The following is a 24,065-nucleotide window of genomic DNA, read 5'->3' as shown; positions in this document are numbered from 1 at the left end:
GACCTTAACTGGTGATCTGGGCTGTTTCCCTCTTGACCATGGAGCTTATCCCCCACAGTCTGACTGGTATTGTGTGCATCTGGTATTCAGAGTTTGATTCGATTTGGTACCGGTCTCCCAGCCCGCACCGATTCAGTGCTTTACCCCCAGACTATAATCAATACCGCTATGCCTCAACATATTTCGGGGAGAACCAGCTAGCTCCGGGTTCGATTGGCATTTCACCCCTAACCACAGGTCATCCGCTGATTTTTCAACATCAGTCGGTTCGGACCTCCACTTGGTGTTACCCAAGCTTCATCCTGCCCATGGTTAGATCACCCGGGTTCGGGTCTATATACAGTGACTATCGCTCTTATCAAACTCGCTTTCGCTTTGGCTTCGGGATTTTCCCCTTAACCTGCCACTGCATATAAGTCGCCGGCTCATTCTTCAACAGGCACACGGTCAGTCGTTTAATCGACCTCCCATTGCTTGTAAGCTTACGGTTTCATGTTCTATTTCACTCCCCTTCCGGGGTTCTTTTCACCTTTCCCTCGCGGTACTGGTTCACTATCGGTCACAAGTGAGTATTTAGCCTTACCGGGTGGTCCCGGCGAATTCACACGGAATTTCTCGTGTACCGTGCTACTCAGGATCCAGCTTGCCAATTTTGATTTTTAATTACGAGGCTTTCACTCTCTCTGGCGTGTCATTCCAAACACTTCTTCTAATCTCTGTTGTACAGTGTTGCTGTCCTATAACCCCAATCAGTCTTGCCGATTGGTTTGGGCTCTTTCCCGTTCGCTCGCCGCTACTTAGGAAATCATTGTTTATTTTCTCTTCCTTCAGCTACTAAGATGTTTCAATTCGCTGAGTTCGCTCTTTCCCGTCTATTTTATTCAACGGGCAGTATTTAGGGTTGCCCCATTCGGAAACCTGCGGATCACGGCTTGCTTCCAGCTCCTCGCAGCTTATCGTAGGTAACCACGTCCTTCTTCGCCTTCTTGTGCCTAGGTATCCACCGTAAGCCCTTTGTAGCTTGACCTCTGTATCTCTACTTCGGTACTACTTGCTTCTTTGTTACTTTTTTTACTATGCAGTTTTCAAGGTTCTTTCTAAATTCTTCGCTCTCGCTAGAATTTAGCAGTCTCTCTAGTTGCTCTTTCTTGCTTCACTAGATGAGTTGCTAAACTCTTGCTTTCGCTTTTGTTGGTCTTTCGTTAGTAGTTTGGTGGAGATAAGGAGATTCGAACTCCTGACTTCCTGCGTGCAAAGCAGGCGCTCTACCAACTGAGCTATATCCCCAGAGTCCAAGTAAAAAGTTTAAAGTAAAAAGTAAAAACTTTTGTTTGTGTTTTTCCTTTTGCCTTTCTCCTTTTGCCTTTTCTCAAGTGGGCCATACTGGACACGAACCAGTGACCTCACCCTTATCAGGGGTGCGCTCTAACCAACTGAGCTAATGGCCCTTTTTGTTAGCCAAATTTAGAACCTGACTTAGTTTGAAAGCTTTCCAATAAACTTCGTTCGACCTTGGGATGACTTACTCCTGACCTAATTCTGTGTTGGTTCAGTCTAAGAGTAAATAGGTCTCCCTATAAGGAGGTGATCCAGCCGCACCTTCCGGTACGGCTACCTTGTTACGACTTCACCCCAGTCACCAGCCCTGCCTTAGGCGCCTCCCTCCCTTGCGGGTTGAGATAACGACTTCGGGCGTGACCAGCTTCCATGGTGTGACGGGCGGTGTGTACAAGGCCCGGGAACGTATTCACCGCAGTATGCTGACCTGCGATTACTAGCGATTCCGCCTTCATGCAGGCGAGTTGCAGCCTGCAATCTGAACTAAGACTGGGTTTACGAGATTAGCTTGCATTCGCATGCTCGCGACTCTTTGTCCCAGCCATTGTAGTACGTGTGTAGCCCAAGGCGTAAGGGGCATGATGACTTGACGTCATCCCCACCTTCCTCCGGTTTGTCACCGGCAGTCTATCTAGAGTGCCCAACTTAATGATGGCAACTAAATACGAGGGTTGCGCTCGTTGCGGGACTTAACCCAACATCTCACGACACGAGCTGACGACAGCCATGCACCACCTGTGTTCGCGCTCCGAAGGCACTCCTCTCTTTCAAGAGGATTCGCGACATGTCAAGCCTTGGTAAGGTTCTTCGCGTTGCATCGAATTAAACCACATACTCCACCGCTTGTGCGGGCCCCCGTCAATTCCTTTGAGTTTCAATCTTGCGACCGTACTCCCCAGGCGGGGTACTTAACGCGTTAGCTACGGCACTGACCGGGTCGATACGGCCAACACCTAGTACCCATCGTTTACGGCTAGGACTACTGGGGTATCTAATCCCATTCGCTCCCCTAGCTTTCGTACTTCAGCGTCAGTTGAGATCCAGCAGGACGCTTTCGCCACTGGTGTTCTTCCAGATATCTACGCATTTCACCGCTACACCTGGAATTCCTCCTGCCCCTATCTCTCTCTAGTCTTACAGTTTCCATTGCCTTTCCAAGGTTAAGCCTCGGGCTTTGACAACAGACTTACAAAACCGCCTACGTACGCTTTACGCCCAATAATTCCGGATAACGCTTGCATCCTCCGTCTTACCGCGGCTGCTGGCACGGAGTTAGCCGATGCTTATTCGTTAGGTACCGTCATTATCTTCCCTAACAAAAGAGGTTTACAATCCACAGACCTTCGTCCCTCACGCGGTATTGCTCCGTCAGGCTTTCGCCCATTGCGGAAAATTCCCCACTGCTGCCTCCCGTAGGAGTCTGGGCCGTGTCTCAGTCCCAGTGTGACTGGTCATCCTCTCAGACCAGTTACCGATCGTCGCCATGGTGTGCCGTTACCACTCCATCTAGCTAATCGGACGCAAGCTCATCTACAGATGATAAATCTTTCACCCGAAGGCATATCCGGTATTAGCAGTCGTTTCCAACTGTTGTCCCGAGTCTGTAGGTAGATTCTTACGCGTTACTCACCCGTCCGCCACTAGTACCGAAGTACCCGTTCGACTTGCATGTGTTAAGCATACCGCCAGCGTTCATCCTGAGCCAGGATCAAACTCTCCATGGTGTCTTCATCCTTTCAGAATTCCTTCCTACTCACATAAAGCTTTTTTCCTTTCGGATGGGTTTGACTTTTTTTTGCTTTTCGCTTATCCTGTCGGATAGCTGGTTATCTTTCAATAATCCAGTCTCTTTATTCTCTTGACGAGGTTTATTGGTTTCTTAAAGCTTTCAAACTATTTGGTTGTCTAGGTTCTCGCGCCTCTCCTTTCAGTTCAGGTTGCCTCGCTTTCGCTTTGACTCCCTTCAGCGCTTTACTAATATATCTACCTTCCATTCCTTTGTCAACTGCTTCCTTTAAGAAAGTTTTTTGGAAAAATCCAAAGTCATTTAAGACAAGGTTTTTAGGATAAATTTTTTAGGACTTGGGTAGAGCTGCTTCGATAGATTTAGCTACGAGTGCTTGAACTGCTTCTACACCCTCCCAGCCTCTAATTTCGGTAACTTTCTTTTCTAGATTTTTGTAGGAGCGGAAAAATTCAGCGATTTCGTCAAGACGGTGGGGGGCGATATCAGCTAGCGATTTGACATCGGCGTAACGAGGATCTTTGGCAGGGACACAGAGAATTTTTTCGTCACGATCGCCACCATCGATCATGATGAGCATTCCGATAGGACGGGCTGGAATCACACAACCGGGGAAAGTGGGTTGATCCATGATGACCATGCCGTCAAGTGGGTCGCCATCGTCGGCAAGGGTGTTAGGAACAAAGCCGTAGTCGTAGGGATATTGAACAGAGGAATATAGGACACGGTCTAAAGCAAAGGCATTGAGGTCTTTATCAAATTCATACTTGTTTTTGCTACCTGCGGGAATTTCGATCAAGACATTGAGGATGCCTGCTTTAGGTTGTGGTGGGATAAGAGATAAATCCATAACGATGATCCTTTAGGTGTTGTTTGTTACTTATGTATATGTTTGACGTGTTTTGGTCAACCAGCGATCGCATAGCAAATTGCTGTCTGCCTAGAAAAAGTATAAGTGTCTAGGGCAATTGTTTTTACGGTTAATTAGTTAGGCTGATACGCACTTTTGAAAAAATATGCTTTACTGTGATGCATGTGAAGTGTGAGGATGTGCATGGTTTTGCAGCAGGAAGCTCGGTTCCCTATTGGTGTTTTTGATAGCGGGGTTGGGGGACTTACGGTTTTACAAGAAGTTCATCGCCAACTGCCTAATGAGTCAGTGGTTTATTTTGGTGATACAGCGAGATTGCCCTACGGAAAGCGATCGCCTGCAGAAATTATTGAATATGTCTACGAGATCTTGCACTGGATGCAGGTTGAGCGAGTCAAGATGGCAATCATGGCTTGCAATACGAGTTCGGCATTAGCCCTAGATATCGTTAGAAAAGATTTTGATATCCCTATCTTGGGGCTAATTTTGCCCGGGGCAAGAGCAGCTGTAGGCAAGGGTAAAAGGATTGGCGTAATTGCGACGACGGCAACTGTGAAGAGTGAAGCCTATGTCAGGGCGATTTGTGAGAGCGATCCCCAAGCACAGGTTTTTCAAGTGGACTGTCCAGAGTTTGTCCCTTTGATTGAGTCCGATCGCATTCAAGATCCCTACACAATGCAAGTTGCAAAGCAATATTTACAGCCACTGATCGAGGCAAATATTGACACTTTGGTTTTAGGCTGCACGCACTATCCCCATTTATCTGGAGTTTTACGTCAAATTTTGCCTTCCCATGTGGCTTTGGTAAATCCTGCATCCTATGTGGTGAGGGCGGCGGCACAGGAGTTAGATTTGATGGGCTTAAAATGTCTAGACAATCGTTGTGGACGTGCTGAAACTCGCTTTTTTGTGAGTGGTGAACCTGATCGTTTTGCTCAAGTATCGCGCCGATGGTTAGGAAAGTTGCCTTTAGTGGAAAAAGTTGCCTTATCTCCTGTAGAATTGCTGTCTTAAAGTTTTGATAGGCACTCTCTAGTCGATTTGATGGGAGTATTTTTTCTTGAACCAACTGAACCAACATTACAAGCGATCGCTATGTTGTTTGATGTGCTTATTGGGTAGTAACCTTCTGGATGTGCAGGAAACCAAGGCAAAGGATGCTCTTGCTCAATCACTACAGAAGACTTCTCTACAAGCACAGATATTATCTAGTGGACAGACGCTGAGACTAAGTAATACCCAAATTAATTCTGATGGGTTGTTATTTAAGGATGGTAATCCTCAGCTCAACTTGTCACGGTCAATTAGTGTAAAACGCAATATTCTGGGCTTACAGATAAACGAGGACACACAACAGTCACCTGAATTTTCAGTACCTGAAAATCCTGATGGTGTAAGCCCTCTGACAGTAGTACAGTTTCAAAAATCCCCTGAGATCGCGAGATTGGGTTTTGATCTTGACAATCCCCAACCCCAGTATTGGCAAAGCTCTTTTGATACAGATCAGGGAGCATTGATGATGCAACCTATAACAGTTTCGTCATCATCAGCCAATAACAATAACACAACTAAAAATCCATCAATAGCATCATTGCCGCTCGATATACCCACAACAATTGATGGTTTATCCTTTAATGGGTATGGGCAACTGGTAATTCAAGCAAGTCGAGCAATTACTTACCGTAGCAGCTTGGACTTGGCTAATAATATTTATAGCGTCACTGTTCCCGCTACAAGGATTTCAGCACAACTACGTCGTCCGATCTTAGGAGCCAATAGTCCGATTGAGCAGATTCGGCTTAATCAAGTTGGCGAATCGGTTGTAATTAGTATTAAAACGATTGCAGGTTGGCAAATAAGAGAAACCCCTAGAACTAATGCTCAGGCGATCGCTTTGCAACTGGTAAGTGTTGGGCCAGTTAATACGAGTGTTCCCAGAATCCCTCGATCCCAGCCACAACTAATCTATGGCAATAATACTGGTCGGCAATTAGTTGTAATTGATCCAGGACATGGCGGTCCCGATGTTGGTGCTACTCGCAATGGCATATACGAAAAAGATATTGTGCTATTGATTAGTAAGCAACTAGGCAGAATATTGCAGCAAATGGGATACGCAGTGGTCTATACTCGCACCGAAGATATCGATCTGGATTTGGAACCAAGAGTTCAGATCGCAGAGAAGTCTAGAGCAAGCGTATTTGTTAGTGTTCATGTCAATTCTTTAGATGCCAATGCATCGCAGGTAAGTGGTCTTGAAACTTATCATGCTCCCGGTGCGTCTCTAGGAAAGAATCTTGCAGAATTGGTACATGAGCAAATTCTTGCTAGTACAGGTGCAAATGACCGTGGTGTGAGGTCAGCTAGATTTTATGTAATTCGCAATACTTCGATGCCTGCCATTCTTGTGGAGACTGGATATATTACCAATCCATCGGAAGCATCAAGATTGGTGAATCCTTCTTATCAAGAGCGGATAGCTGAGGCGATCGCGAGAGGGGTCGATCAATTCTTAAAATCCTATCGAAGATAAATCAAGCAATTACAAATAGTTAAATATCTAGCTGTGCGATCGCTCAACTTGCGGATCTTTATGCCATTGGGAGAACTATTTTGCGATATCGACAACTAGCATTGGGAATTTGTGTGAGCATGGCTACTAGCTATGGATGGAGTCTGGGAAACTCATCCAGCCGCGTGGCTTATGGGTTAGACTCTCAAACCTTGCCAACAGTCTCAGGGACTAATCAAACAGCAAAGCCAAGCAATTTACTAACACCTGTAATTGCCCAAAATACATCTGACCAATCCAATAGCATTAGGCTCAATAGTATTCGTCCTACGACTAATGGCTTGATGCTGACATTGAATGCTAATCCTGAAATCCGCATTCAACGCGAAGATAATCCCGATCGCTTGATTGTGGATTTGCAAAATACTGCGGTGGTGAAGGAATTACACAAATCTAGCCTGCCGATGAACCGCTTTGGTGTCAAACAGGTCAGAATTGCTCAATTTCAAAATAATCCTGCGATCGCGCGTTTAGTTTTTGACCTCGATAGCAATGATCCCAATAGCAAAGTGGCTTGGCAAAGTCAGTACATCGCCGCAACCAATACTTTATTACTCACTCCAGCCAATCTCGCTCAAACTCCCATAACGCCTAGTTTGCCAATTCCTGTAAGCAGTAATCCTATAAATACAAACAAACCAGCCTCAATCCAAAGATTGAGCTTTAGTAATACAGGACAATTAATAATCGAGGCAAATCAACCTGTTAACTATCAAACTAGTCTTGATCGAGTTTCAGGAACCTTTAATTTAAGGGTTGCTAACGCTAATATTTCACCAACTTTACAGCGTCCTACCCTTTTAGCGACTAGCCCCATTGAAAGAATTCGCCTGTCCCAAGTTGGAAATGCGGTAGAAATTGGAATTAAAACTAGTCCCAGTTGGCAAATACGTGAAACCCAACGCCAAAACAATCAACAAATCAATTTACAAGTTTCATCCAATCGAGTTTCGCAAGTCCCCTCCAATAATCCAACTAACCTACCAAGTAATAATCCCTCAGGAACAGTCTCAACCCCAAACAGACAGGGTTTAGGAGTGATCGTTGTCGATCCTGGACATGGGGGGCCTGATGTAGGTGCTACTCGCAATGGGGTATATGAAAAAGATATCACCTTAGAAATTAGTAAGTATTTGGGCGGAATATTACAGCAAATGGGCTATTCCGTCATATACACACGCACTAGCGATATTGACTTAGATCTAGAGCCAAGGGTACAAATTGCGGAAAATGCCAGAGCTGATGCATTTGTAAGTGTGCATGTTAATTCCTTAGACGTGAATGCATCTAGCGTCAGTGGGGTAGAAACCTATCATGCTCGTGGCTCAATAGTTGGGCAAGAGCTAGCTAGATATGTTCATTCCCAGATTATTGCTAGTACAGGAGCAAGCGATCGCAACATCAGGGGTGCAGGTTTTTATGTAATTGCCAAGACTTCTATGCCTGCGATTTTGGTGGAGACAGGTTACATTACTAATCCAGCCGAATCTTCAAATTTGACTAGCCCCAATTATCAGAGGCGGATGGCTGAGGCGATCGCTAAAGGCATCGATCAATTTTTCAAGTCTAACCGAAGATAGATGCTCGAAAAATTTTACAGAAACAATAATCTAGCTGTTAAATAGCTCAATCTGCGAATATTTAGGCCATTGGGAGAATTATTTTGCAATATCGTCAACTAGCAGTTGGAGTTTGCATTAGCATTGCTAGTAGCTACATAGAAACTATCTTTAGCTCAAAAATAGAAGCTCATGAACTATCATTTCACGCCACACGAGATCGCCTCATCCAAACGATCCCCATAGCATCAACTCCTAACACTCCGCGTCCAGTTCCTGTAGAAGTCAGTAACAGACCTTCGGAAATTACAAGACTGAGTTTTAGTACCAACGGTCAAGTCATAATTGAGGCTAATCAATCATTAAGCTATCAAACTACGATTGATCGAACTTCTGGGATGTATAAAGTAACTATCCCTAATACTAAAATTGCGGCTAATTTTCAGAGACCCACTTTAGCTGCTAATAGCCCTATTGAAAGAATTCGCCTAGAGCAGGTTGGAAACTCCTTAGAAATTAGTATTAAAACGATCGCTGGTTGGCAAATACGTGAAACTCAACGCTTAAATAATCAGCAGATTAAGTTACAAGTTTCTCTCAATAGCGTTTTACAATCTCCCAAACCCATCTCGCAGACTAATCCAATACCTTTGCCTAACAGCAATGCCACACCATTGCCACAAAATACTGGCGATCGCCGCCGTGGGGTAATTCTCGTTGATGCTGGTCACGGTGGACGCGACCCTGGCGCAGTCGCTAATGGAGTCCGCGAAAAGGACATCGTACTACCTATCAGCTTAATTTTAGGTCAAAGCCTGCAAAGTATGGGCTTCACCGTTTATTACACTCGCACCAATGATGTAGAAATTGATCTCGAACCCCGTGTTGCTCTAGCTGAACGGGTTAATGCTGATGTTTTTGTGAGCATTCATGCAAATTCCCTCTCTTCGCTCAATAGTGCTGTTAATGGTGTTGAGACTTTCCATGCGCGTGGATCTACAGTGGGGCGAGAATTGGCGAGTTATGTCCAATCACAAATTATTGCTAGTACAGGAGCCAATGATCGCAAGGCAAAAGCCGCAGGGTTTTACTTACTTACCCGAACTTCGATGCCTGCAATTTTGGTGGAAACTGGATTTGTGACCAATCCTAGAGAAGCTGCAAATCTTAGTGATCCCAATTATCAGAAGCTGATGGCAGAGGCGATCGCTAAAGGTATTGATCAATTTATGCGAGTCCGCAGATAAAAACACCGAGTAAAACAAAGGGTGGCATGTGCCACCCTTTGTTTTAAGACAGAACTTTAGCAAACTCTAGAGGAGATTGCGATTTCTGTTGTTGATGTCTGGCATCAGTAATCAACCAGTCCAAAGCAGCCGCTTGGAGGTCAATCGTTGCACCTGTCTTATCAACGCAATAGCGTCCAAACACCAACTTATCGACTAACCGCACATCCGAAAGGCGCGAATATTCAAAAATTACGCTCCGCTCAACCACAGCACCACTACAAACATGGCAATTGGGCCCAATCATCGTTGGACCAATAATGGTTGCCCCATCCTCGATTTGGGTCATCCCACCAATATAAACAGGTCCACGAATATCAACCTTGTCCCAATTTACAGACACATTTAAACCCGTATAGATGCCCGGATGTACTTCATGTCCGGGAATATTCACATTTTTGATTTTATTGGATAAAACATCTTGGATGGCTTGCCAATAGTCGGGGACTTTTCCGATATCCACCCATTGAAAGTCCATCGAAATCGCATGGAATGGGAGATCCGCTGCAACTAATTTGGGGAATAAATCACTACCAAGATCAAATTCCACACCTGATGGCACATAGTCCAGAATTTCTGGCTCAAAAATATAAATACCTGTGTTGATCGTATTGCTAAGAGCCGCTTCGACACTAGGCTTTTCCTGAAACTGCTTGATCCTTCCTTCAGTATCTGTCACAACTACGCCATAGCTGGAAACCTGCTCTCTAGGCACTGTCTTGGTAATAATGGTCGCTAGAGATTTTTTTTGGCGATGCCAATTAATAGCATAAGTGAGATCGAGATCAATTAGAGCATCACCACAAAGAACAACAAACGTATCATCAAAAAATGGCGAGAAATCTTGGATTTTTTTCAGTCCACCTGCGGATCCAAGGGCGCTACCTTGTAACTTGCCATCAACAATAGTTCCCTCAAAGGAATAAGCCATTTGCACGCCAAATTTTTGACCATCTCGAAAATAGTTTTCGATCTCTTCGGACAGATGGCTCACATTAACCATAATGCGATCAAAGCCATGCTGTCTCAGCAATTCAACTAAGAATTCCATAACAGGCTTTTGCATGATCGGGATCATGGGTTTAGGCATGATATTTGTGATGGGGCGAATCCTCGTACCTTTACCCGCCGCCAGAATCATGGCTTTCATAACTTATGGTCTCCTCACACTATGATGAAATCTCACTTGCATGTCCCAGCAATTCAAAAAGTACATTCAAGATGCCTGAAAGTTGGTTTTATCATACCTTGTTAGGTAGTCTCTAGAAGGAAGGTCATGGGCATAATGCCTATCCCATCGTCTTCAAAATCTAAAAATCGATACCACGACTGTTATACAAACTCATCGTCTTTTCTAAGCCGTCCCTTAAAATACTCGTTACTGTGGAATTACCCAGATCTAGGACTTCAGGCAAAACTTTATTTTCTGTAGCCGTAAATCCCCCTAAGACGTGGTTAGTAACATTTTGATTAGCTTTGGTAGCGATCGCCTGATTTTCTTTATTACCTCCACGCCCAATCCCAAGGCGCAGACGCGGAAAGTTTTGCGTACCCAAATGCGAAATGATGGACTTCATACCATTGTGACCACCTGCGGAACCAGAGGGGCGCAATCGCAACTTACCTAGGGGCAAGTCCATATCATCGTAAATAACCAAAATATTTTCGGGACTACATTTAAACCAATCGGCACAGGCACGAACTGCCTGTCCTGATAAATTCATATAGGTCGTAGGCTTAAGCAGACGGATTTTGCCGTTATGGGCTAATGAGCTAGATAAACGCCCCTCACCAAAGATCCCATAAAACCGCTTTTCCTTGCCTAAGGAGATACTCCAGTCTTTAGCTAAGGCATCGACCGCCATAAAACCAATATTATGGCGGGTACGTTCATATTCTGTGCCCGGATTACCCAGACCGACGATTAGGGAAATAGACTGATTCTCAAGCATCCGTGGCGTTTGCTACTTCCTTGACTGCTTCGGATGGGGCAGATGCTACTGGGGTGGCGACAACTTCGGGGGTTGCTGGCACTGGAGCCTTAGCGATTTCAGTAGTCTGTTCTAAGCGATCGGCTTCACGCTTAAATTCTGATTCAAACTCACGGGAAGCATCTTGAAAACCTTTAATCGCTTTGCCCATGCTACGTCCGATTTCTGGTAATTTTTTGGGACCAAAAATCAGCAACGCCACTAACATGATCAAAATCATCTCAGGCAAGCCGATACCAAAAATATTCATGGGAAATGACCTTATGTATAGACAACTTAGTTTTGTAATAGATCAAAGGCACGCAGAGCGTGCCTTTGATATTGCGATCGCGCCTAACTAGAAATTAGCCGCCCCAGTTGAGGTTAACACCCTCAAGGATCAAGGAAGAGTTGTACAACTGGAGGATAATGACCAGAAATACAAGGAATAATCCCATGAACACGCCCATCAGAGGAGTGGTTCCCCAACCGCGAGAAACCTTACCGTATTCTGCATTCAAGGGTCTGAGAATATCGCCAAGCCAAGTACGTTGTGACATAAAGTTTGTCTATTAAAAACGATTGTTAGTAAATAGTATAATCGTAACAATAACTTAAAACATTGGTTCAATTCATGGAAAACGCAACTTCGATCGCAGTTACTATTGCTGTCATCGTGATCTGTTTAACGGCTTATGCGATTTACGTGTCATTTGGACCACCAAATAAAGAGTTAGTGGATCAATTTGAAGAACACGAAGATTAAGCTTGCAGATAAGCAGCGTAAAGCACTGCTTATCTAAGCACATTACCCATGACTAAGAATTTTCGCCTCACCCATGATGTTTTAGATGTAGCGGCTGTCTATGCGATCGCAGACAATGCTCGTAATGGGGCAGTTGTACTCATGAGTGGCATGGTACGCAATCAGACGGGGGGCAGAGCCGTTGATTATTTGGACTATCAAGCTTACGAAGCAATGGCTTTACAAGTATTTCAAGATATTAGCGATCGCTGTCGAGAAAGATTTCCTGATATTACCGAGGTCGTCATTCACCATCGACTAGGTAAGCTCAAAGTTGGGGAAATCAGTGTTTTAGTTGCTGTGGGTTCGCCCCACCGCGCCGAAGCTTTTGAAGCCTGTCGCTATGCGATCGATACATTAAAAACAGATGCTCCCATCTGGAAAAAAGAATTTTGGTTAGATGGAGTTAGCAGTTGGGTAAACTGCCCCATTTAGGAAAAAATCTCGCAAAGCGAGATTTTTTCCTAAATGGGGCAAGGGTGGGCGGCGCGGTGCGCCGCCCACCCTTGCCTATTTTTTAGATAGATTTTTTCTAGGAGTGTTTATGTTGCTAGAAAAAGCTTTTTTTGAACGACCAGCCTATGAGGTTGCCCCAGATTTATTAGGTTGCACCTTAGTCCGCCGCATAGATGGCATTGAATATCGGGGCTTAATTGTGGAAACTGAAGCCTATGATGCTACCGATCCTGCTTGTCATGGTTATCGTCGCAAGACTAAACGCAATGGGGCAATTTTTGGCGCACCCTGTACTGCCTATGTTTATTTAATTTACGGCATTTATCACTGCGTTAATATCGTCACCGATCGCGAAGATTTTTGCAGTGCGGTACTCATTCGCGCCATCGAATGCGATCGCTTACCCAGTTGGAGCAATCCCAAAGATAAACCCCATCGCGCAGGTTCTGGACCAGGCAAGCTTTGTCGCCTCTTGAAAATTGATCGCCAACTTGACGGTATTACCCTGCATCCATATTTTGATTTATGGCTAGAGGCGCGATCGCCACATTTTAAAGAACCAATTCATCAAACTACTCGCATCGGCATTACACAGGGGATCGATCTTCCTTGGCGTTGGTACTTACGCGATCGCCTTTCCGTATCGCGTAAATAAGAAAATCAACAGAAATAACTTTTTGCTAAACAGATTAATAACCTTTGCATAACTTTTGCTTAAACAAATACTGAGCCTAGGAAGTAGTATGTATTCATTAAGTAAGAGATGAAGGTTGTGCAGCCACAAATTTTTATTTAGATGATTTTCTTTCTAAATATTAAAAGTAGCTTCTCAACTTGAAATTTTCCTCAAAGTGATTATCCAGACATCTATACAAAAAATTTAATCAACTCTGTTAATTAAATTCCCACTTAGACTTATTAGATTAATTTAGATATTTGTAGCACCTCATGACTGGGGGAAAAGGAGAGAAGAGAAATGCGTATTGAAGTTATGCAACCGACAGGACATCTTGATGCAACTAGCACCAACTATTTTCGGCAACAAGCTAGTAATGTTTTAGATCGCAAACCTGATGTTTTACTGGTCGATCTCAAGCATCTTAAACAAATGGATAGCTCAGGTTTAGGTGCATTAGTTTTTGCATTGCGGAGTGCCAAAGCAACAGGATGCAGATTTGCCCTTTGCTCGATTAGTGAATATGTAGACTTTTTGCTAGAAGCCACATCAATGAAGGATTTATTTGATGTATTTGAAAATCGTAATCAATTTGAACAATCACTACGAAAAGTTTAATCATACTTTTCAACTTCACCAACTGTTCACCAACTAAAGGCAGCGCTAAGCGCTGCCTTTAGTTTTTTGATCTACTAAGCGATACAAATGTTGTTAAAATTTCACCATAATATTGACTAGTAACTAACTTAAAAAAACAAATCAATCATGGAACCCCAAGAAACTACTGTTGAAGCAGCCGCAGAAAGTTTAGTCGAACCTGTCGAAGTAGCAGCACCCAAGCCCCCTGCTCATGAAACTACCAAGCCAGCAGCTACCAAGCCAGTAGTATCTGCACCTGAGCCAGCAAAATCAAAACCAGAACCTAGCACAGAAGTTGCTATCCCCCAAAATACACCTGAACTTACCACTGAGCTTTGGAATAAAGTCACAGCAACTTGGCAAGAATATTTCGGCGAAGGCAAAAAGGCAAATGTTACGCTCGCCCTTACAGTCATTGCCATTATTCCTATATTGATTGCCGCTTCTACACTTTTAGAATTTTTAGATAAATTACCTATACTACCGAGTGTCTTTGAACTAGTTGGTTTTGGCTATTCGATCTGGTTTGTCTACCGCTACTTACTACTCGCCAATACCCGCAAAGAATTAATTGACACAATCACAGCTTGGAAAAATAAAGTTTTCGGCTAGGCTAAATCTGCTAATCAACAGACGAGGGGCTAAAGCCCTTTGTCTATAGCGGTGTGTTTAGAGCTAGGATATTGATAAAGTAAGGCAAAATAAAAATTAATAAGCTGTTTACTAAGCAGTTTTGGGAAGCGAAGAGGGATATACGTCAAGCATGGGCAAAATTGTAGGTATTGATTTGGGTACGACAAACTCTGTGGTAGCCGTTATGGAAGGTGGCAAACCCATAGTAATTGCGAACTCAGAAGGTAGCCGAACCACTCCCTCAGTTGTTAGCTTTACTAAAGATGGTGAGCGCCTTGTCGGGCAAATGGCACGTCGTCAAGCGGTGCTAAATCCTGACAATACTTTTTATTCTGTAAAACGTTTTATCGGACGCAAGCATAGTGAACTCTCGGCAGAAACTAAGCGCGTCCCCTATACAGTCCGTCGGGACGAACAGGGTAATATCAAGTTACGTAGTTCTCGTCTCGAAAAGGATTTTGCGCCTGAAGAAATTTCGGCGATGGTTATTCGCAAGCTTGTGGATGAAGCGAGTCGCTATTTGGGAGAACCTGTAACTGGTGCAGTGATTACGGTTCCTGCCTATTTTAATGATTCTCAGCGTCAGGCCACCAAGGATGCAGGCAAAATTGCGGGGATCGAAGTCAAACGCATTTTAAATGAACCAACGGCAGCTTCCCTAGCCTATGGATTAGACAAAAAATCCAACAAGAAAATTTTAGTATTTGACCTTGGTGGTGGCACATTTGATGTGTCGGTGCTAGAAGTCAGTGACGGATTGTTTGAAGTCAAGGCAACCACAGGGGATACCCAATTAGGAGGGGATGACTTCGATCGCCAAATTGTGAATTACCTCGCCGAAGAATTTCTCAAGTCCGATGGTGTAGATCTGCGGAAAGAACGCCAAGCCTTGCAAAGATTAACTGAGGCAGCCGAAAAGGCAAAAATTGAGCTTTCCACAGTGGGCGTAACTGAAATTAACTTGCCATTTATTACCGCAACCGCCGAAGGACCTCTACATTTAGAAACGAGTTTAAAGCGATCGCAATTTGAGCGCCTCAGTGCCGATTTACTAGAGCGTTTACAAATTCCCCTTGATCGCGTGTTGCGTGATGCTCAAATTAGTCCGCGCCAAATCGATGAAGTAGTACTAGTTGGTGGCTCTACTCGTATTCCCGCAGTGCAGGAAATGGTGGAAAGAGCGATCGGCAAACCGCCAAGTCAAAGTGTTAATCCCGATGAAGTCGTTGCGATCGGTGCTGTGATCCAAGCAGCGATTTTATCTGGCGAAATTAAAGATGTTTTATTGCTGGATGTCACGCCTTTATCCTTAGGAGTGGAAACATCGGGCGGCGTAGTTAAGCGATTAATCCCCAGAAATACAACAATTCCCTGTCGAAAGATGGAACTTTTCACCACTGCCGAAGACAATCAAACCTCGGTAGAAATTCATGTGGTGCAAGGTGAACGGGATCTCGCGGAATATAACAAGTCGTTAGGTCGCTTTAAACTTAGCGGACTCGATCCCCAACCTCGCGGTACGGCGCAAGTCGATGTCACTTTTGATTTGAATACAGACGGCATTTTAGCAGTGACAGCTAGCGATCGCCGCACAGGTGTAGAACGTCGTGTTACCATTCGCGGTGCTTCGACCCTCGATGAAAAAGAAGTCGAACGCATGGTCACGGAAGCCGAGCAATATGCCGATCGCGATCGGGCAAAGAAAGAGCGCATTGAGAAATTAAATCGCGCTGATAACTTGGCAGTGGGAGCCGAGCGTCAACTCAAGGATCTCGCTCTCAACTATGGCTATAAACTCAGCTATGAGCGTCGCAAACAAATCGAAGGTTCGATTAAGAAACTGAAGGATGCTATTGCTAAGGAAGATGACGCTCTAATCGATCGCGCTCAAGTGGAATTGCAAGAGGCACTCTATGCCCTGTCTAGCGAACTCTATGCCGAGGAAGAATATTACGATGATGAGGATGACGATCTCTTCGGTGGCATTCTCGAAAGCATTGGTAGTTTTGCCAGTCGCAACAAACGTGGTAAAGATGAAGACGATCGCCGTCGTCCCAACACCAGAGTTTCCTACGATGATGATGATGACTGGATGTAATTAAAAAAGGGAGGTGACACAAAGTGTCACCTCCCTTTTTTTATATCTCTAATCTTCGGTTTCTTCGGAAGTTTCCGCAACGGTTTCTATAGTAGTTACTTCCACATCACCACTTAGAATTTCCGCTTCTTCACTCTCCTCTTCTAACGCAGGAGGAACTAAAGTTGCACCCACGATCGCATCGGAAGCATCTAGTCTTTGCAGACGTACACCTCTTGCTGTGCGAGACTGACAAGCGATCGCATCAGTGGACTGACGCATGACGATGCCTCGACTAGTAACGATCATCAACTCGTTCTTTTCATCAACTAGGCAGAGCGAAGCTAACTGATCTTGACCAGTTTTGAACTTAGTCACCCGCAAGCCTTTACCTGCCCGTTTTTGAATACGGAACTGGCTGACGGGAACGCGCTTACCATAGCCGCCTCTAGTGACTACCAGTACCCAAGGTCCTTGATATTTCTCGTTATTAGCTTCCGTATCAGCTTCCAAATTCTCATCTTCATTGGCGGTAACTGTCAAATCGATGTCTTCTTCAGAACCTTCAACTTCCTCGATTTCTGCAAGTCCTGCGGGGAGAATATCCATACTTACGATTTCATCATCACCCGTCAGACGCATCGATCGCACACCACGAGTATCACGTCCCATTGGGCGCAACTGCTCATGGTCAGTACGGAAGCGGATGGACATCCCTTGACGGGAGCCGACGATGATTGTGTTATCGGCTTTAGCGCGACGCACCCAGCGTAATAGATCACCTTCTTCAAGGGCGATCGCAATTAATCCATTGGAACGAATATTCGCAAAGGCAGGAAGCTTAGTCTTTTTGATATAACCGCCAGCCGTGAGCATCACTAGATACTCATCTTCGCTGAATTCGCTAATTGGTAATACGGTGGTGATTTTCTCATCGGCAGCGATCGGTAATAACTGCACGACAGCCGTACCACGCGCCGCCCGACCTGATTCAGGAACTTCATATGCCTTCACTCCATAGACCTTACCGCGATCAGTAAAGAAGAGAACCTTGTCATGGCTACGACAGGCAAAGAAATGGGCGATCGCATCATCATCTTTAACATTGGCGCTTGCCTTACCTCTAGTCGCTCGATTTTGCGCCGTAAAGGTATCGACGGGCATCCGTTTGATATACCCCTGCTGCGTCACCATCACAATCGTTTCGCGATTGGCGATCAAATCCGCTGTATCAATATCACCTTCATTAGGAAGAATCCTTGTGCGGCGGGGTGTTGCAAATTCCGCTTTAATTGCTTCTAATTCTTCACGGGTAATCGTAAGAATACGTTCGCGATTTTGGAGAATATCTTGTAAGTCAGCAATTTTCGCAACTAACTGATTATGCTCATCATGAATCTTGTCGGCATCTTGAGCAGTCAAGCGGCGTAATTGCATCGCCAAAATTGCGTCAGCTTGCGCTTCGGACAATCCATAGTTTTCGATCAAGCCCGTCTTCGCAGCACTGCTATCATCGGCTCCCCGAATCAAAGCGATTACGGCATCCAAATGATTGAGAGCAATTAATAGACCTTGTAATAAATGATCGCGTTCTTGCGCTTTCTTCAATTCATACTGAGTGCGGCGCGTAATTACTTCATAACGGAAGTCGAGGAAGACTTGCAAGGCATGGCGCAAAGTCAGCGTAATTGGTTCGCCATCAACAAGGGCAAGCAAATTGCAACTGAAGTTCGATTGCAGAGGTGTGGATTTGTAGAGATTATTCAATACCACTTTGGGATAGGCATCACGCTTGAGTTCGATGACTAACCGCATTCCATCGCGATCGCTTTCATCACGAATATCGGAAATACCATCAAGTTTTTTCTCATTGACCATTTCCGCAATTCTTTCAATTAAAGAAGCCTTATTAGTTTGGTAAGGCATTTCCGTAATGATAATTGCTTCACGATCCTGTCGCCCCACACCTGAAAGGGTTTCAAAACTTGCCACCGCCCGCATCGTAATCGAGCCACGCCCAGTCGTATAAGTTTCGCGAATGCCATCACTGCCCAATACCAAAGCTCCCGTCGGGAAGTCAGGTCCAGGGATATAACGCATCAACTCTAAATCGCTGAGGCTAGGATCAGCGATCAAAGCTACTAGACCATCCACCAACTCGCCTAAGTTATGGGGCGGAATATTGGTTGCCATCCCCACAGCAATACCAGCAGAGCCATTCAGCAGTAACTGGGGAATTCGCGCTGGCATGACTAGCGGTTCTTGTTGCGAACCGTCATAGTTATCGCCAAAGTTAACCGTATCGCGCTCGATATCTTGAATTAGACCCACCTGTGCAATACGGGTTAAGCGACATTCGGTATATCGCATCGCCGCAGGGGGATCGTTATCCACGGAGCCGAAGTTACCATGACCATCGACCATGCGATCACGCATCGAAAAGTCCTGCGCCATCCGTACCAGTGCTTCATACACTGCCGTGTCACCGTGGGGGTGATATTTACCGATTACATCACCGACAACACGGGCGCATTTTCTAAATGGGCGATCGGCGCTCAAGCCCAACTCGTGCATAGCGTAGAGAATGCGACGGTGTACGGGTTTGAGTCCATCACGGGCATCGGGCAGGGCGCGACCGACGATCACGCTCATGGCATATTCCAGATACGATCGCGACATTTCGCCGCGTAGGTCTGTTGGAATAATCCGATCTTCTAAGATATCAGTCATACGGCTACTTAAATTCTCCTTGCATGGCTTGGCACTGCTTGCCCCGCGTGAGATAGGCAATTCTTACTAAGTGTCTTACTATTATAAGGCTTTGCGGGTTTGCAAGGGGATTTACTAAGTAATGCTTCAACAATAAATTGACTAAGTTATTCTTGACAACTGTTAATGTCCCAATTTCCTATGCTTTTCCTTTAGCGCTCCATTAGATAACCATATAAGCGCATCTTCTTCTGATTTATCTGGATTAACCCAAATAATTTCGTTCAATTCCCTAATAGACTTAGCAGCTTTATCAAAGGGGATTCTAGCTTTTTCATCTAAGGAGATAATTATTTGATTAGTCGCGATCGCTGCTTCTAAAAGGTGACAATCTTTCCACATCGCCTCTCGCGGTTTATCGCTTTCTGCAACTTTATCGAGTCTATCTCTGAGCGTTTGATTCCTAGTTACATCAGATCGATATTCTACTTTTCTCTTAGCAACCATACTTGAACGCCACTTTTTCGCATAAATTGATTGATGTTTATCCCATTCTTCTTTAATGTCATCTGTGAGTACCATGCGATGACAAATCGTCAATACGGCATTAAGAAAATCCCGACAATTTTTTGATGTAGGAAAAGTAGCATTGGGCGCACCGCAAGATCTCGCAATCGAGGCATCAATAACTAACAATTTAGAAACTTTAGCTTTCTTCGACATAATTTAGACTGCCATCAATTTAGATTCAGCAGCATCTAAATAACGACTCTCTTCTTGCAAAGAAATTTCGCTAAAGTCTTCTGGCCAGTCACCAAAAGCCCCTGTTTCATCAAGTTCTGCTGTAGTGACTTTTGTAAAGCCATTATCATCTTGACTAAACCAATGCAATTTTACTTTTTCAGCAGCAATTTTATCTTCAGCAATTAGTGATTGTACTCGTCTAATTAATAATTCACTATGGGTTTCGACAACGACTCTAACACCTCGATTTGCGGCATCAACAAGTAGCTGAGCTAAGTTAGCTTGAGCGCGAGGATGTAAATGTATTTCTGGTTGTTCTAAATATACTAATTGCTCTGGTTCAGCAACTAATAAAGCTACAACTACTGGCAAGGTTTGTGATAATCCAAACCCAACATCAGCAATGCTAACCATATCAGTAGATTTACTATTCCCTTTATTTGCCACTCTCCCAACCCTAACCTCAACTTGTGTATCGTCAATTTGCTTTGTATCAACTTTCCAAGTTAATCCTAATATTTGCAGCGAATCACTTAGTTGTTTTAACCTCTCATCCTTAGAGATCTTCCAATGATGAATAATACTAGCAACATAATTTTCAAATGTTCCAGTAAAACCTCCACCTACAAAGCTAACAGGATAAGTACGCTCAGGATTTCCTCTTAATCCTGGTATATGTATCAACTGACGAATTTGCGTTTCTATAGAAAGACATAAACCATCATTGCCAAATGCTTTAAGTAAACGTATTAATTCAAGCAAGTTTACAGATGCAGCAAACCGCGAATTTTCTACTGCCATCAAAGATGAAGAGTCCACATACAACAAACATTTATATCTTTCAATCCAAAACTTATGTTTCTCTGTTACAGGATCATAATATGTCTTCTTATAATATTCCTGAATCAGAGGGGGAAGACTATTTACTATGTTTTCGTGGGTCATATCTGATCGTAGGGTCATAGTTAGGTCTTCCTGTTTATACATTGAAGAATAAATCTGTATGCCTTTAACTTTATTTACCTTTTTAAAAATACTCTCCAGTATTTTCTGTTTTCCCATTTCTATGGAAACAGAAAATACATTACTTGCAGACAAGGAACTATTAACGACTTTTGTAAATATTTGATCTGTTGAAGTTAAGCGAACATTTGCACCATTTAACTTTAAAGAACCTGCATCATAGGTAGATTCTAAAGTTTGTTTCATTAATAATAATGGCTGCATGATACTAGACTTACCAGAGCTATTCGCACCAGAGAGAATAGTTAAAGGAGCTATTTCAATACTGCATTCTTCCGCAAGTGACTTATATCGAGAAACAGAAATTCTTGTGATTCCTTGTTCGGTCTTGCTATTCTGATTATCTTTTGATGTGCTTTTTGTTTTAGTCATTGACTTTAACTAATAGAGAAACTTGAGTAAATTTTTGCATATTGCAAATTTATAAGATTCAAGCAAGGAGCTTAAGCCCTTGCTTGGGAAGTGAGATATATCTAACTAACTATTATAAAGGTGGTAAATAACCCATCGCATCTTTGACAGCATTGAGGGTTTTAAAAGCAGTCTCTGAAGCCTTTTCACGACCTTCTTTTAATACGCGATCTAGATAGCCTGACTCTTTTACTACTTCGTTATACTTAACTTGAATTGGCTCAAGATGAGCGATCGCAGCATCAGTCAATACAGTCTTAAAATCACCCCAACCGCGCCATGTCGCAGCATCAGCTTGCACTTTCTCCTTAGTCTTATTCGCAAAAATTGCGTATAGACCGAGAAGATTATTCGCTTCAGGGCGATCGCTATCATCAAAGGCTAGCTCACGTACAGCATCAGTTTTACATTTTTTGATTTTCTTTGCGATTTCATCGGGCTTATCGAGCAAATGAATCCGACTCATTTCCGAAGGATCAGACTTCGACATTTTTTTAGTTCCATCAGTGAGGCTCATCACCCTTGCCCCTTCCTTCCGAATTAAAGGATTAGGCACTTTCAGCACAGGCGCAAACTGATCATTAAACCTTCCCGCAATATCCCGCGTCAGTTCTAAATGTTGCTTCTGATCTTCACCAACTGGAACTAAATCCGCTTGATATAACAAAATATCGGCTGCCATTAATACGGGATAGTCTAGTAGCCCCACACCCACATTTTCCCCTTGCTTAATTGCCTTCTCCTTAAATTGGATCATTCGCTCCAACCAATTTAGCGGCGTGATGCAATTGAGAAGCCATGTTAACTCGGCATGGGCGGATACATGGGACTGCACAAAAATTGTGGAAATATTCGGATCAATCCCACAGGCAATATATAAAGCCGCAATGTCGCGAGTGTTGCTAGCTAAGGTTTTCGGATCGTGAGGGACTGTAATCGCGTGCAGATCGACAACACAAAAGAAGTTTTCGTAATCAGCCTGAGTCTCTACCCAGTTACGAATAGCCCCCAAATAATTGCCAATATGGAGGTTGCCAGTTGGTTGTACACCAGATAGAACTCGTTTTTGCATGGGAAATAATTTGTCAGTAGATTGAGAAACAAATGGCTTACAGCAATTATCGAACAAATGAATTACAAGAGATATTTTGAAAGTCTTGCCGAGCAAAACTTTCAAAATATCTCTTGGTTTGGGGTTGAGCGCTAAGCGCTCTCTACAAGTTTAGACTACAGGTCGATAAGGTATTTATTGGAACGGGGGCAGGAAAAACAATGGTGCGACAAAAGGGCAAACTCGTTTTTCCTAAATCCCATTCAAAAGCCTTTGGTATTGTACCAATTAGCGTTTCAACTATGCTCTTACGAGGATCGGATGGTGCAACTTGATAGATCACACTCAAGGCATCATCGGGGAACCATGCCCTCACTAAGGTTAATAATTCGGGAGCAGTCAGGGCACGATCGCGATTATCAGGAACTAAACGAATACCTACTAAGCGATCGCTTTCAAAGTAAACATTCGCCGTAAAGCCACGCACATAGACTAGCTTGCGATCGGGCAACGCATACAAACCTTCGCCTCCAGGTTGCAACTGATGCACCGTGAACTCACCGCGATGAATCGTAGCGATCGCCACCCAATTATTGTCCTTGGCATATTCAAAAAACTGCCTCTGCAACATACCCAGATGCAAAGTTGTAGGCTGCAAGGGAGGTTGTGCTCTTGTCTGCAAACTCGGCAAAGTCCTTACTGCACCGAGCTTCTTGGTAGAACTATCAGCATCATTGGCTTGCGTCATAGAAATACCGACAATCATGTTGACCAAGATTGCCGCGATCGCTAATCTCACACAAATATAAAGTTTTACCTTGACTGCCACTTTAGTTGCCATATGTTTGCCATATGAGTTTGCCATAAGTATTTGTCATACTTGCCATATGCCATATTTACGGGTACGGCTGATAGGTCTTCAGTTTTCCTAGTTACTACTTTAGCAAAAATTCTTGTTTGCAATTATTGAATCAGACAATTTCTCGCAATGGTAGCGTAGCGATTTCATGCTATAGGTAATAATTAGCCGTTTCTTTGCAATTTTTTTAGTTTATGTCCCTTAAACCAGAGTCAGAGTCAGATCGTGGGAAAAACAAAGCTTCCTCCAAAAGCTTTGAAGCGATGAGAAAGTTTTCCGAAAAATACGCTAAAAACACAGGGACTTTTTTTTGCTCCGATCCTAGCGTAACCAATGCCGTTATCGAAGGCTTGGCAAAGCATAAAGAAGAACTAGGCTCTCCGCTTTGTCCTTGCCGTTATTACGAAGACAAGGAAGCTGAAGTCAAAGATACCTATTGGAATTGTCCCTGTGTGCCAATGCGTGAACGCAAAGAATGTCACTGTATGCTTTTTCTGACACCAGATAATCCCTTTGCAGGAACTAAACAAGAACTAGAAATCGTAGATATTGTATACGATGCCTAAAAAACTATGAAGGTGGTACTAAAGTACCGCCTTTATTTTTGCAATCACGAAATGCAACAGATTTTTACAACTTTGC

The 24,065-nt window shown here is 43.8% G+C and carries 21 protein-coding genes, 2 tRNA genes and 2 rRNA genes (1 of these 25 only partly in view); 11 read left to right on the top strand and 14 right to left on the bottom strand.

Features of this window, described 5'->3' with window-relative positions:
• The 5 genes from HC246_RS13000 to HC246_RS12980 all read right to left on the bottom strand — a co-directional run.
• Window positions 1-1,027: ribosomal RNA gene (locus tag HC246_RS13000) — 23S ribosomal RNA — on the bottom strand (it extends 1,795 nt beyond the left edge of the window).
• A gap of 184 nt (window positions 1,028-1,211) precedes the next feature.
• Window positions 1,212-1,287, bottom strand: a tRNA-Ala gene (locus tag HC246_RS12995).
• 87 nt (window positions 1,288-1,374) lie between these two features.
• Window positions 1,375-1,448 (bottom strand) — tRNA-Ile (locus HC246_RS12990).
• 129 nt (window positions 1,449-1,577) lie between these two features.
• Window positions 1,578-3,062: ribosomal RNA gene (locus tag HC246_RS12985) — 16S ribosomal RNA — on the bottom strand.
• The 16S and 23S rRNA genes sit together here with 2 tRNA genes alongside, the layout of an rRNA operon.
• 351 nt (window positions 3,063-3,413) lie before the next feature.
• A complete protein-coding gene (locus HC246_RS12980; protein WP_169363755.1) occupies window positions 3,414-3,932 on the bottom strand; it encodes an inorganic diphosphatase in 519 nt (172 codons plus the stop codon).
• 204 nt (window positions 3,933-4,136) lie between these two features.
• On the opposite strand from HC246_RS12980, the gene murI reads away from it, so the two are divergent.
• From murI to HC246_RS12960, 4 genes are all read left to right on the top strand, one after another.
• The gene (gene murI, locus HC246_RS12975; protein ID WP_169363754.1) at window positions 4,137-4,967 is read left to right on the top strand and encodes a glutamate racemase; all 831 of its coding nucleotides are present in this window, start codon (window positions 4,137-4,139) and stop codon (window positions 4,965-4,967) included.
• Between the two features lie 46 nt (window positions 4,968-5,013).
• Window positions 5,014-6,486 (top strand): N-acetylmuramoyl-L-alanine amidase family protein, encoded by a 1,473-nt coding sequence (locus HC246_RS12970; RefSeq protein WP_169363753.1) that lies wholly within the window; start codon window positions 5,014-5,016, stop codon window positions 6,484-6,486.
• A gap of 80 nt (window positions 6,487-6,566) precedes the next feature.
• A complete protein-coding gene (locus HC246_RS12965; protein WP_169363752.1) occupies window positions 6,567-8,105 on the top strand; it encodes an N-acetylmuramoyl-L-alanine amidase in 1,539 nt (512 codons plus the stop codon).
• A gap of 83 nt (window positions 8,106-8,188) precedes the next feature.
• Complete coding sequence (locus tag HC246_RS12960) at window positions 8,189-9,331, top strand: N-acetylmuramoyl-L-alanine amidase family protein (RefSeq protein ID WP_169363751.1); 1,143 nt, start codon at window positions 8,189-8,191, stop codon at window positions 9,329-9,331.
• Between the two features lie 43 nt (window positions 9,332-9,374).
• Here the strand turns inward: HC246_RS12960 and HC246_RS12955 are convergent, their stop codons facing one another.
• The 4 genes from HC246_RS12955 to psbH all read right to left on the bottom strand — a co-directional run bounded on the left by HC246_RS12955 (window position 9,375) and on the right by psbH (window position 11,900).
• Entirely contained in the window at window positions 9,375-10,520 is a 1,146-nt protein-coding gene (locus HC246_RS12955) for a sugar phosphate nucleotidyltransferase (protein WP_169363750.1), read from the bottom strand.
• Window positions 10,521-10,680: 160 nt separating this feature from the next.
• Window positions 10,681-11,322 carry an aminoacyl-tRNA hydrolase gene (gene pth, locus HC246_RS12950; protein ID WP_211167702.1) on the bottom strand — a complete coding sequence of 214 codons (642 nt, stop codon included), beginning with the start codon at window positions 11,320-11,322 and terminating at the stop codon, window positions 10,681-10,683.
• Window positions 11,315-11,611 (bottom strand): TatA/E family twin arginine-targeting protein translocase, encoded by a 297-nt coding sequence (locus HC246_RS12945; protein ID WP_169363749.1) that lies wholly within the window; start codon window positions 11,609-11,611, stop codon window positions 11,315-11,317. The genes pth and HC246_RS12945 overlap by 8 nt, the downstream gene beginning before the upstream one ends.
• Before the next feature lie 94 nt (window positions 11,612-11,705).
• Complete coding sequence (gene psbH / locus HC246_RS12940; protein WP_169363748.1) at window positions 11,706-11,900, bottom strand: photosystem II reaction center phosphoprotein PsbH; 195 nt, start codon at window positions 11,898-11,900, stop codon at window positions 11,706-11,708.
• A 62-nt stretch (window positions 11,901-11,962) separates the two neighbouring features.
• Between psbH and psbN the strand changes: the two genes are divergently transcribed.
• The 6 genes from psbN (at window position 11,963) to dnaK (ending at window position 16,647) form a co-directional block, all read left to right on the top strand.
• Window positions 11,963-12,106, top strand: a complete 144-nt coding sequence (gene psbN / locus HC246_RS12935; RefSeq protein WP_404822256.1) for a photosystem II reaction center protein PsbN — start codon at window positions 11,963-11,965, stop codon at window positions 12,104-12,106.
• A gap of 48 nt (window positions 12,107-12,154) precedes the next feature.
• The gene (locus HC246_RS12930; protein ID WP_169363747.1) at window positions 12,155-12,580 is read left to right on the top strand and encodes a molybdenum cofactor biosynthesis protein MoaE; all 426 of its coding nucleotides are present in this window, start codon (window positions 12,155-12,157) and stop codon (window positions 12,578-12,580) included.
• Between the two features lie 109 nt (window positions 12,581-12,689).
• Complete coding sequence (locus HC246_RS12925) at window positions 12,690-13,256, top strand: DNA-3-methyladenine glycosylase (protein ID WP_169363746.1); 567 nt, start codon at window positions 12,690-12,692, stop codon at window positions 13,254-13,256.
• Between the two features lie 321 nt (window positions 13,257-13,577).
• Complete coding sequence (locus HC246_RS12920) at window positions 13,578-13,895, top strand: STAS domain-containing protein (RefSeq protein ID WP_169363745.1); 318 nt, start codon at window positions 13,578-13,580, stop codon at window positions 13,893-13,895.
• A gap of 147 nt (window positions 13,896-14,042) precedes the next feature.
• The gene (locus tag HC246_RS12915) at window positions 14,043-14,528 is read left to right on the top strand and encodes a CAAD domain-containing protein (RefSeq protein WP_169363744.1); all 486 of its coding nucleotides are present in this window, start codon (window positions 14,043-14,045) and stop codon (window positions 14,526-14,528) included.
• A gap of 151 nt (window positions 14,529-14,679) precedes the next feature.
• The gene (dnaK, locus tag HC246_RS12910) at window positions 14,680-16,647 is read left to right on the top strand and encodes a molecular chaperone DnaK (protein ID WP_169363743.1); all 1,968 of its coding nucleotides are present in this window, start codon (window positions 14,680-14,682) and stop codon (window positions 16,645-16,647) included.
• Between the two features lie 48 nt (window positions 16,648-16,695).
• Here dnaK and gyrA read toward each other — a convergent pair whose 3' ends face one another.
• The 5 genes from gyrA to HC246_RS12885 form a co-directional block, all read right to left on the bottom strand.
• Entirely contained in the window at window positions 16,696-19,356 is a 2,661-nt protein-coding gene (gene gyrA, locus HC246_RS12905; protein ID WP_169363742.1) for a DNA gyrase subunit A, read from the bottom strand.
• Window positions 19,357-19,518: 162 nt separating this feature from the next.
• Window positions 19,519-20,058, bottom strand: a complete 540-nt coding sequence (locus HC246_RS12900) for a hypothetical protein (protein WP_169363741.1) — start codon at window positions 20,056-20,058, stop codon at window positions 19,519-19,521.
• A gap of 3 nt (window positions 20,059-20,061) precedes the next feature.
• Complete coding sequence (locus tag HC246_RS12895; RefSeq protein ID WP_169363740.1) at window positions 20,062-21,474, bottom strand: AAA family ATPase; 1,413 nt, start codon at window positions 21,472-21,474, stop codon at window positions 20,062-20,064.
• Between the two features lie 112 nt (window positions 21,475-21,586).
• Window positions 21,587-22,585: a tryptophan--tRNA ligase gene (gene trpS / locus HC246_RS12890; RefSeq protein ID WP_169363739.1), complete on the bottom strand. Its 999-nt coding sequence runs from the start codon at window positions 22,583-22,585 to the stop codon at window positions 21,587-21,589.
• A 142-nt stretch (window positions 22,586-22,727) separates the two neighbouring features.
• Complete coding sequence (locus tag HC246_RS12885; RefSeq protein ID WP_169363738.1) at window positions 22,728-23,429, bottom strand: hypothetical protein; 702 nt, start codon at window positions 23,427-23,429, stop codon at window positions 22,728-22,730.
• 188 nt (window positions 23,430-23,617) lie between these two features.
• On the opposite strand from HC246_RS12885, the gene HC246_RS12880 reads away from it, so the two are divergent.
• Entirely contained in the window at window positions 23,618-23,989 is a 372-nt protein-coding gene (locus HC246_RS12880) for a ferredoxin-thioredoxin reductase catalytic domain-containing protein (RefSeq protein ID WP_169363737.1), read from the top strand.
• Window positions 23,990-24,065: the final 76 nt, after the last annotated feature.

Source organism: Pseudanabaena yagii GIHE-NHR1, from assembly GCF_012863495.1.
Lineage (GTDB): Bacteria > Cyanobacteriota > Cyanobacteriia > Pseudanabaenales > Pseudanabaenaceae > Pseudanabaena > Pseudanabaena yagii.
Note: the sequence above shows the minus strand (reverse complement) of the source record. Positions and strands in the feature narration are given on the sequence as shown.

What these genes read in the sequence shown, in the direction of transcription:
- HC246_RS12980 (WP_169363755.1), bottom strand. Translation starts at nt 3,932, where the DNA reads ATGGATTTATCTCTTATCCCACCACAACCTAAAGCAGGCATCCTCAAT.
- murI (WP_169363754.1), top strand. Translation starts at nt 4,137, where the DNA reads ATGGTTTTGCAGCAGGAAGCTCGGTTCCCTATTGGTGTTTTTGATAGC.
- HC246_RS12955 (WP_169363750.1), bottom strand. Translation starts at nt 10,520, where the DNA reads ATGAAAGCCATGATTCTGGCGGCGGGTAAAGGTACGAGGATTCGCCCC.
- pth (WP_211167702.1), bottom strand. Translation starts at nt 11,322, where the DNA reads ATGCTTGAGAATCAGTCTATTTCCCTAATCGTCGGTCTGGGTAATCCG.
- HC246_RS12945 (WP_169363749.1), bottom strand. Translation starts at nt 11,611, where the DNA reads ATGAATATTTTTGGTATCGGCTTGCCTGAGATGATTTTGATCATGTTA.
- psbH (WP_169363748.1), bottom strand. Translation starts at nt 11,900, where the DNA reads ATGTCACAACGTACTTGGCTTGGCGATATTCTCAGACCCTTGAATGCA.
- HC246_RS12930 (WP_169363747.1), top strand. Translation starts at nt 12,155, where the DNA reads ATGACTAAGAATTTTCGCCTCACCCATGATGTTTTAGATGTAGCGGCT.
- HC246_RS12925 (WP_169363746.1), top strand. Translation starts at nt 12,690, where the DNA reads ATGTTGCTAGAAAAAGCTTTTTTTGAACGACCAGCCTATGAGGTTGCC.
- HC246_RS12920 (WP_169363745.1), top strand. Translation starts at nt 13,578, where the DNA reads ATGCGTATTGAAGTTATGCAACCGACAGGACATCTTGATGCAACTAGC.
- HC246_RS12915 (WP_169363744.1), top strand. Translation starts at nt 14,043, where the DNA reads ATGGAACCCCAAGAAACTACTGTTGAAGCAGCCGCAGAAAGTTTAGTC.
- dnaK (WP_169363743.1), top strand. Translation starts at nt 14,680, where the DNA reads ATGGGCAAAATTGTAGGTATTGATTTGGGTACGACAAACTCTGTGGTA.
- gyrA (WP_169363742.1), bottom strand. Translation starts at nt 19,356, where the DNA reads ATGACTGATATCTTAGAAGATCGGATTATTCCAACAGACCTACGCGGC.
- HC246_RS12900 (WP_169363741.1), bottom strand. Translation starts at nt 20,058, where the DNA reads ATGTCGAAGAAAGCTAAAGTTTCTAAATTGTTAGTTATTGATGCCTCG.
- HC246_RS12895 (WP_169363740.1), bottom strand. Translation starts at nt 21,474, where the DNA reads ATGACTAAAACAAAAAGCACATCAAAAGATAATCAGAATAGCAAGACC.
- trpS (WP_169363739.1), bottom strand. Translation starts at nt 22,585, where the DNA reads ATGCAAAAACGAGTTCTATCTGGTGTACAACCAACTGGCAACCTCCAT.
- HC246_RS12885 (WP_169363738.1), bottom strand. Translation starts at nt 23,429, where the DNA reads ATGGCAAACTCATATGGCAAACATATGGCAACTAAAGTGGCAGTCAAG.
- HC246_RS12880 (WP_169363737.1), top strand. Translation starts at nt 23,618, where the DNA reads ATGTCCCTTAAACCAGAGTCAGAGTCAGATCGTGGGAAAAACAAAGCT.